Origin of the sequence: uncultured Nostoc sp. (assembly GCF_964245575.1) — a bacterium.
Taxonomy (GTDB): Bacteria; Cyanobacteriota; Cyanobacteriia; order Cyanobacteriales; family Nostocaceae; genus Nostoc.
Genome location: NZ_CAXTNP010000323.1, coordinates 1 through 7,681, shown reverse-complemented (window position 1 = coordinate 7,681; position 7,681 = coordinate 1). Strand labels below are relative to the sequence as shown.

The window sequence follows — 7,681 nt, the reverse complement described above, 5'->3', positions numbered from 1 at the left end:
GGCTAGAAATTAAAAAAATAATTTTGAAAAATGTAAAAAACAATGTACAGCAATGTGGTGTTAATAATTTTGTAGAGCAAACAGAAATAATTTTTAGAGATATTATTCAATCTGGCTTTAATAGAGATGATCTTTTTTCTGGGAATGTAGATGCTAAAGAAATCAAAATAATAGCTAAATTATATGGATTTTCAGTCATTACTGACAAAGATACTAGAGATGGAATTGATTTACTCTCAATAAAAAAAAATAGAAATGATTTAGCTCATGGTGTTATGTCTTTTAAGGAAGTTGGTCAAAATACATCTGCGGAAAATCTTGTTGAAATAAGTGAAAGAGTTACAAAATATTTAAGACAAATTTTAGAAAATATTGATGAATATTTAGTTAATCAACAATATTTAGATTTTAAATAGAATAAAAGGAGCTATGATATTCTCCCATAGCAGTGCGTTCAAACCTCAAGTCACGGTTTGCCTGACATAGATTAAAAAACTGCTCATCTGTCAGTTCCAATACTGATTTAAGGTTGACCGTTAAAGCACTCATAGTCCTATCTCAGATTGAAAAGTTAAGGCAGGCATTATGCCTGCCCATGTAATCCTAGTCTATCCCTTCAATCCGGTCTTCAACTTCTTGGTACAACTCGCGCAGGCGATCTAAATTATCCTCGCTAGTCTCCCAATAACCGCGTCCATTCACTTCCAACAAAGTTGATACAACCTTGCGGAAAGAATGGGGATTAAGATTCATCAACCGTTTCTGCATTTCTTCATCTTTGATGAAGGTTTCGTTAGTATCCTCATAAATCCAGTTATCCACAGCGCCGGCTGTCGCACTCCAACCCATTGTATTTACCAATCGTTTGGAGAGTTCGCGCACACCTTCGTAACCATGATTCAGCATCCCCTCATACCATTTGGGATTTAATAATTTGGTACGGGCATCTAAGCGCACGGTTTCTGATAATGTCCGCACTTGAGCGTTAGCTGTGGTTGTATCTGCAATATAAGATGCTGGTTTTTTACCATCACCCCGCAGACTTGCCACAAGCTTAGTGGGATCAGAGTCGAAGTAGTGGGAAACGTCCGTCAAGCTAATTTCGGAAGAATCCAGATTTTGGAAAGTTGCATCAGCAGTTTTCAATGTACTTTCAAAAATCTGCCGGGATTCGTCCATCATTCCGGGGTTATCGGAATTGAAGGAGAAGGATTTTCGGTTGAGATACATTTCCTGCAACTCGGCTTCGCTATCCCAAGTGCTGTTTTCTACCGCCAAGTTGATATTTGACGAATAGGAACCAGAAGCATTGGAGAAAACGCGCGTTGCTGCTTGACGCAGATTAATCCCCATGTCTTGGGCTTGCTGCAAAGCGTGTTTGCGAACAAAGTTCATTTCTAAAGGTTCATCTGCCTCAGCTGCCATCTTCACCCCTTGATCTAGCAGGTTCATTTGGTTGATGAACAAGTCGCGGAATACCCCAGAACAGTTGATTACTACATCAATTCTGGGGCGTCCCAATTCTTCTAGAGATATCAATTCCAACTTGTTCACCCGTCCCAAGGCATCGGGAACCGGACGCACACCCACCATCCACATAATTTGCGCTAGGGATTCGCCGTAAGTTTTGATATTATCGGTTCCCCAAAGGACACAGGCGATGGTTTCTGGCCATTTTCCTTCGTTTTCTGCCTTGTTACGTGCCAAAAGCCTGTCTACAACGATTTTGGCTGATTGTACTGCTGCTGTTGTGGGGATGGATTGCGGATCGAGTGCATGGATATTCTTACCCGTGGGCAAGACATCCGGGTTGCGGATGGGATCACCACCAGGGCCAGGTAGGATGTACTCGCCTTCTAAGCCTCTGAGTAATGCTCCTAGTTCGTTGTCGGCACAAACTTGCTGGAGACAGAATTCCAAATACTCAAATAGGGGTTTGAGTGTGGCTGTGTCAACTTTGGGATAACCTGCTTTATGCAAAGCTTCTACCCAAGGCTCTTTTTTGCCCATATTGAAGAAATTCAACCGGGAAACCAGAGAAACTCGCCCTTCAGCGTCGGTTTGCTCTTGGACAAGGGCGCTAACTGCTGCACGGGTTGCTAAGGTGATATCTTGCAATAACTGGACATCTTGTAAAATGCCTCGGTCGTTACTTTGGTAAATATCGTCAATATTACGCCCAATGCTGTTAGCGATAATTCCGGGCAAGCCTTGAAGTTCTTCTTCTTGACGATCCAAGCTGGCGATATTGACGAGAGTTGCGATCGCTTCTTCTGCACTTGGCGGTTTCCCAATCACGTGCAAACCACAAGGCAACAACCGAGACTCGATTTCCATCAACCGGCGGTAGACGTTGCCAACAATATTATCGCGATCGTCGGCACTCATCTCTTTGGCATCGGTTTCTGGCAGATTGATATCCTTATCCAGATTCACAATCCGACATTTATCCATGATGCTGTTAACAATGGATATGCCACGTCCACTATCTTTCAAGGTTTGGTAAGAAGCAATTAACTCGCTGAGTTCCTTCAAACCTTTATACAAACCAGCATTTTCTGCCGGTGGTGTCAAGTAGGAAATTGTTTCGGCATAACTCCGACGCTTGGCAATTGTCGCCTCACTCGGATTATTAGCTGCGTAGTAATACAGGTTGGGAATTGAGCCAATTAAGTTATCTGGATAACAATCACCAGACATCCCCATCTGTTTACCTGGCATGAATTCCAAGGAACCGTGTGTACCAAAGTGCAGTACAGCATCAGCTTTCCAAACTTGCTCTAGGTACGTATAGTAAGCAGCAAAACCGTGGTGAGGACTAGCTGAACGGGAGAACAACAACCGCATCGGATCGCCTTCGTAACCAAATGTAGGTTGGACACCGATGAAGACGTTACCGAATTGCTTACCGTAAATCAGCAGGTTTTGCCCATCACTATTGAGATGTCCAGGAGGTGGGCCCCAGTTTTCTTCTAAACGTTGAGAGTATGCAGTTAACGCTTCATACTCAGGAACCGACATTTTGTAAGCAACGTTCAGTTCTGGGCTGTTGTACTGCGCTTGAGCGTCATGGATGACTTCTTGCATCAACGCTTCGGCTGATTCTGGCAATTCGGGTAAGTCGTAGCCGTTATTCTTGAGGGCTTTCATTACCTCATAGATGGAGCCGAATACGTCCAAGTAAGCGGCGGTTCCGACGTTGCCTTTATCTGGCGGGAAGCTAAAAACGGTGATGGCGACTTTTTTCTCCAGCTTCGGTTTGCGGCGCAGATTTGCCCATTTTAAGGCGCGTTCGGCTACAGCTTCTACCCGATCGCGTAGTGCGATCGCTTTCCCTGTAGTCCCATCCCTACCTGATAAAATTATCGGCTCAATTGCCCCATCCAATTCCGGAATCGCAATTTGCAAAGCTACTTGAATAGGATGCAAGCCTAAATCGCTATCCATCCACTCTTCTGTGGTTTGAAAAACTAAGGGTAACGCCACCATGTAAGGACGGTTTAAGCGTTTGAGTGACTCAATTGCTTTGGGATGATCTTGTCTAGCTGGGCCACCCACTAAAGCAAAACCAGTTAGCGATATCACTGCATCTACTAACTGTGTGTTGGTATTTGGTTCATAGAAGTAGGCATCCACAGGCTTGGAGAAATCCAAACCACCAGCAAAAACAGGTAATACCCGTGCGCCTAGTGCTTCCAACTCCTGCACCATTGCTACATAATGGGCATCATCCCCTGTAACTAGGTGAGTACGTTGCAATACTAACCCGACACAAGGAGCTAGGGGATCTTTTAGATCCCTAGAAATATCCTTACGAGCTGTATACCAATTGAGGTACTCTCTAACATCCTCAAACATACTAGGAGCCAAAGGATGCCAAATCCCTAAATCGGGATAAACCACCGGTTGTTGATATGTAGAAGATGCAAAATTTTGTTTCTCTAAACCTTTTAATACGTATTTATCAGCTAGCATCAGCAAGAAGTTTTCCAGGTTTTCTGGAGAACCACCTAGCCAATACTGAAAACTGAGCATGAAATTTCGAGCGTCCTGTGCCTTATCCATTGGTAAGAACTTCAGCACTTGCGGTAGGGTTCGCAAAAGCTTCAGCATTCCATCTTGGAATCCCGCACCTGATTTTTCTTTGCGTTTCCGCATGAATTGGGCGATCGCACTTTTTGACTGACCCAACTGTGCAAGAGAAAAGCTGCCCATTTTACTCAGGCGCATTACTTCTGGCATGGAGGGAAAGACAACAGAAACATCCAGATGATCCCGGTGTGGTTCTACTGCTGCTACTACTTTCTGTGCTAAGTCTTCGATGAAAATGAGGGAAGCGATGAAGATATTCGCACTCTCAATTTCTCGTTTAAACTCCTCGTAATTCTCTGGGTCGCGGAGTTCCTCAATCAAGTACCCGCTGATTTCAATCGCCAAGTTGGGATTATTCGCGTTAATCGTGCGAACTGCTTGCGATAATGCACTCTGGTACTGGGACTCAAGCACGACATAGACCACCTTGATTAAATTACGTCCGCGTAAGTTATCTGGCGCAATGTGTCTAATGGTGGACTTGACGTGTGTGAACATGCTTCTTCGGCTCCTTTGATGCGTGTTCTCTCTGGAAGTTACTAGCGGCATCATCAGCCACAGGTAACTTGTGATCTTTAGGCAATATGTGTTTTTTATCAGAAAACACTTACCCACTGGGCATTTTATCGTCTATCTGATACAAATCGATATAAAAAACGAAATATTTCTTTGTATTTGTTGACTTTATCTAAAAGTAATACCTCACATTAATGTAAATATTTTGTTACATCATTTTTAACTTATAGTTAAATAACTATGAAGCGATTTCAATCTGGTTTTGAAGAAGAATTCAGAATTCAGGAGCAAAGCCGGAGACGTTTCCGTTAGCTTTGGTGGGGTGCATCGCTGGCGGTTATTCATCCGCCAGCGATGCACTGAGCTATTCGTTGTGTCGTACAGAATACCTAACTGAATTCTGACGACTGACGCCTTTATTCTGTTTGATAAAACAAAACTTGCCTATGTATACTAAATATTTTTTAGTATGCATAGGCAGACTTGAATTATTTGGTTGTGACTTCTACTAAGTAGCAGAGAAACAAGTTTATTTCGGGTTAAATTCAGAGATTATCAAGCAATAGTCGTATTTAAATTATCCTACAGATTAACGCTTTATCGCCCAAAGTTTTTCCTTCCAAATACTAATAAACAAAGCCGCAGATATTAAAGCTCCTAGATTCCATTTCACAGAATTTTTGCTTCTCGCTCAAACAACTCCATCATTTTCCAGTCGGTCATTCGGTGCAGCGTTCAAAATTCAGGCATTTAAAATTCAGGATTGAACTGCATCCTGACTGCCGACTCTATGCAAATTAAATGTGGAACAGGTTATCAAATCTTACCAACAAGCTACAGTATATATTTATAACATGGGAACGAATTTAGTAATATTTGCCTCTTGACTAATGGCCCCTAACTCCTGACCATTAACTAATGACTCAAGTAGATATTCTCATCCTATCAAATGGCCCAGGTGAGGTAACAACCTGGGTGCGTCCAGTAGTGAAGGCGTTGCGGCAAGAACTAGGGGATGACCCTTCTGTAGTGAGGATTTCTGTGGTATTATCACCTTGCTCAAATGCTAGTGGTAAAGAAGCTGCGATCGCTCTTTCTTACCCAGAAGTAGATAGAGTACAGGGAGCAGAGCATTTTTGGCAATTTTTGCTTTGGGGTAAAACCTTTGAGAATTGGGATTGGAGAAGTCACGGTGTAATTGTTTTTCTCGGTGGCGATCAAATTTTCCCCGTAGTTATAGGCAAAAAGCTGGGATATCGCACAGTAGTTTACGCCGAATGGTCAGCTCGTTGGCATAAGTGGATTGACCGCTTTGGCATGATGAAACCTGAAGTTGGTGCCGGTGTCCCCCAGAAATATGCTCACAAATTCACCGTTGTCGGTGATTTGATGGTAGAAGCTAGTAGTCATTCGTCATTAGTCATTAGTCATTTGTCCTTAGCAAACGACAAAGGACAAATGACTAATGACAACAAGGTAGGACAAGAGACTGAATTAATTGGTCTACTTCCTGGTTCAAAAGCGGCAAAATTAGCCCAAGGAGTGCCATTATGTTTAGCGATCGCCGAATACATCCATGCTAAAAGGCCCCAAACAAAATTTGTGATTCCTGTAGCCCCAACTTTGGATTTACAAACTTTAGCTAGTTTTGCCGATCCCAAAAAAAACTCTATTGTTGAAATCTTTGGCTTTGGCGGTGCTTGCTTAATTGTCCCAGAGGACGCTAGAGGCAAAGCATTGCTCAAAACAACAACGGGCTTAACTATGGAACTGTGGCAAGAAAACCCTGCATATCACTTATTATCCCAGTGCTGTATCTGCTTGACTACGGTGGGGGCAAACACTGCTGAACTCGGTGCTTTAGGGATTCCAATGATTGTTTTGCTGCCAACACAGCAACTTGACGCCATGCGTTCTTGGGATGGTTTACCTGGGTTGTTGGCAAATCTGCCAGGAGTAGGTACGCCTTTTGCGAAGGTAATTAATTGGTTATTCCTGAGATTTGTAAGACGCAAAGGTTTATTAGCATGGCCAAATATCTGGGCACAAAAAGAGATAGTGCCAGAACTTATGGGTAAACTTCAACCGCAAGAAGTTGGGGAAATGGTGCTAGACTTATTAGCCCATCCAGAAAAATTGGACGATATCCGCGCTAAACTCCGTAAGATTCGTGGCGAAAGCGGTGCAGCCCAAAAGATAGCACAGATTGTTGGTGAGGAAATTGGGAAGTAGGAAAAGCAGGGGGGGATAAGGGAGCAGGAAAGGAGAAATTGGAGTAAGTCTTTCCTTTTGCGCTCTCTACTTAATCCGAAGATTCTCCATCCCTGCGTCCAAGTTCATAAATGCCAGCGCCCATACAAGCTAATATACCTGTACTAATTCCCCAACTTTCACCTAAACTAATTTCCAGAACCCAGTTACATAAAGCACCAACTACCAAAAAAGGCACAATGCTAAATAATGAAGCGTAGAAAGAGTTTTGGGATTCTCTAGCTTTACGAGTCTTTTCAAATTCTGATTGGCTGGTATAAAGCGATCGCTCGGCAAAGTTAAACCAGCGATTGAGTTGCTCGATTACCCATTCATTGACTTGGGAAAAACCTAGATATAGCGCCAATGACCACAAACTCGCTCCGGCGATCGCGATCGTGTTTAACTCAAAGGAAAAAGGCAAAATTTCAGTCAGCATTGCTTATGGGAGTCCTGCAAAGGGTTGACTTTAGCTGTCAGTAGATGCTAAATAAACCTCTTGTGCAATTTTAAGCATAAAGGTTGACAAGATTTCAACTATTTGGCACATATAGCAATCCGATTTGATTCGGTGAATTACTCGTAGAGGCTGGGGACACTTCTCTACGAGAGGCTGCGCCAACAACAAGCGGTAGTTGAATCTCGACTTCGCTCGATTTTGGCGCAGCGATGCACTGAGCGCAGTCGAAGTGTCGAAACTCAGTGCATCGCTCAATACTTGGGACTGGGAAGAAGGAATAAAGGTGTACTGAGTTTTTTTTCAAAAATCAAATATGAGTCCTATATCCTTGCAATCTTAATGCATCGGCTTGCAATCTTAATG

Annotated in this window: 4 protein-coding genes and 1 pseudogene; 2 read left to right on the top strand and 3 right to left on the bottom strand. The window is 43.0% G+C overall.

Features of this window, described 5'->3' with window-relative positions; genetic code table 11:
- Window positions 1–416 (top strand): MAE_28990/MAE_18760 family HEPN-like nuclease (locus tag ACFFAP_RS32925; protein WP_375515155.1); only part of this gene is annotated, 416 nt, incomplete at its 5' end.
- Between the two features lie 19 nt (window positions 417–435).
- Here the strand turns inward: ACFFAP_RS32925 and ACFFAP_RS32920 are convergent.
- Window positions 436–549: pseudogene (locus ACFFAP_RS32920) on the bottom strand (Uma2 family endonuclease); the annotation flags it as partial.
- A gap of 54 nt (window positions 550–603) precedes the next feature.
- Window positions 604–4,590, bottom strand: coding sequence for a magnesium chelatase subunit H (locus tag ACFFAP_RS32915; protein ID WP_375515154.1), 3,987 nt, complete (start codon window positions 4,588–4,590; stop codon window positions 604–606).
- A gap of 936 nt (window positions 4,591–5,526) precedes the next feature.
- On the opposite strand from ACFFAP_RS32915, the gene ACFFAP_RS32910 reads away from it, so the two are divergent.
- A complete protein-coding gene (locus ACFFAP_RS32910; protein WP_375515153.1) occupies window positions 5,527–6,840 on the top strand; it encodes a lipid-A-disaccharide synthase in 1,314 nt (437 codons plus the stop codon).
- A 70-nt stretch (window positions 6,841–6,910) separates the two neighbouring features.
- Here the strand turns inward: ACFFAP_RS32910 and ACFFAP_RS32905 are convergent, their stop codons facing one another.
- The gene (locus tag ACFFAP_RS32905) at window positions 6,911–7,297 is read right to left on the bottom strand and encodes a hypothetical protein (RefSeq protein WP_375515152.1); all 387 of its coding nucleotides are present in this window, start codon (window positions 7,295–7,297) and stop codon (window positions 6,911–6,913) included.
- Between the last annotated feature and the right edge of the window lie 384 nt (window positions 7,298–7,681).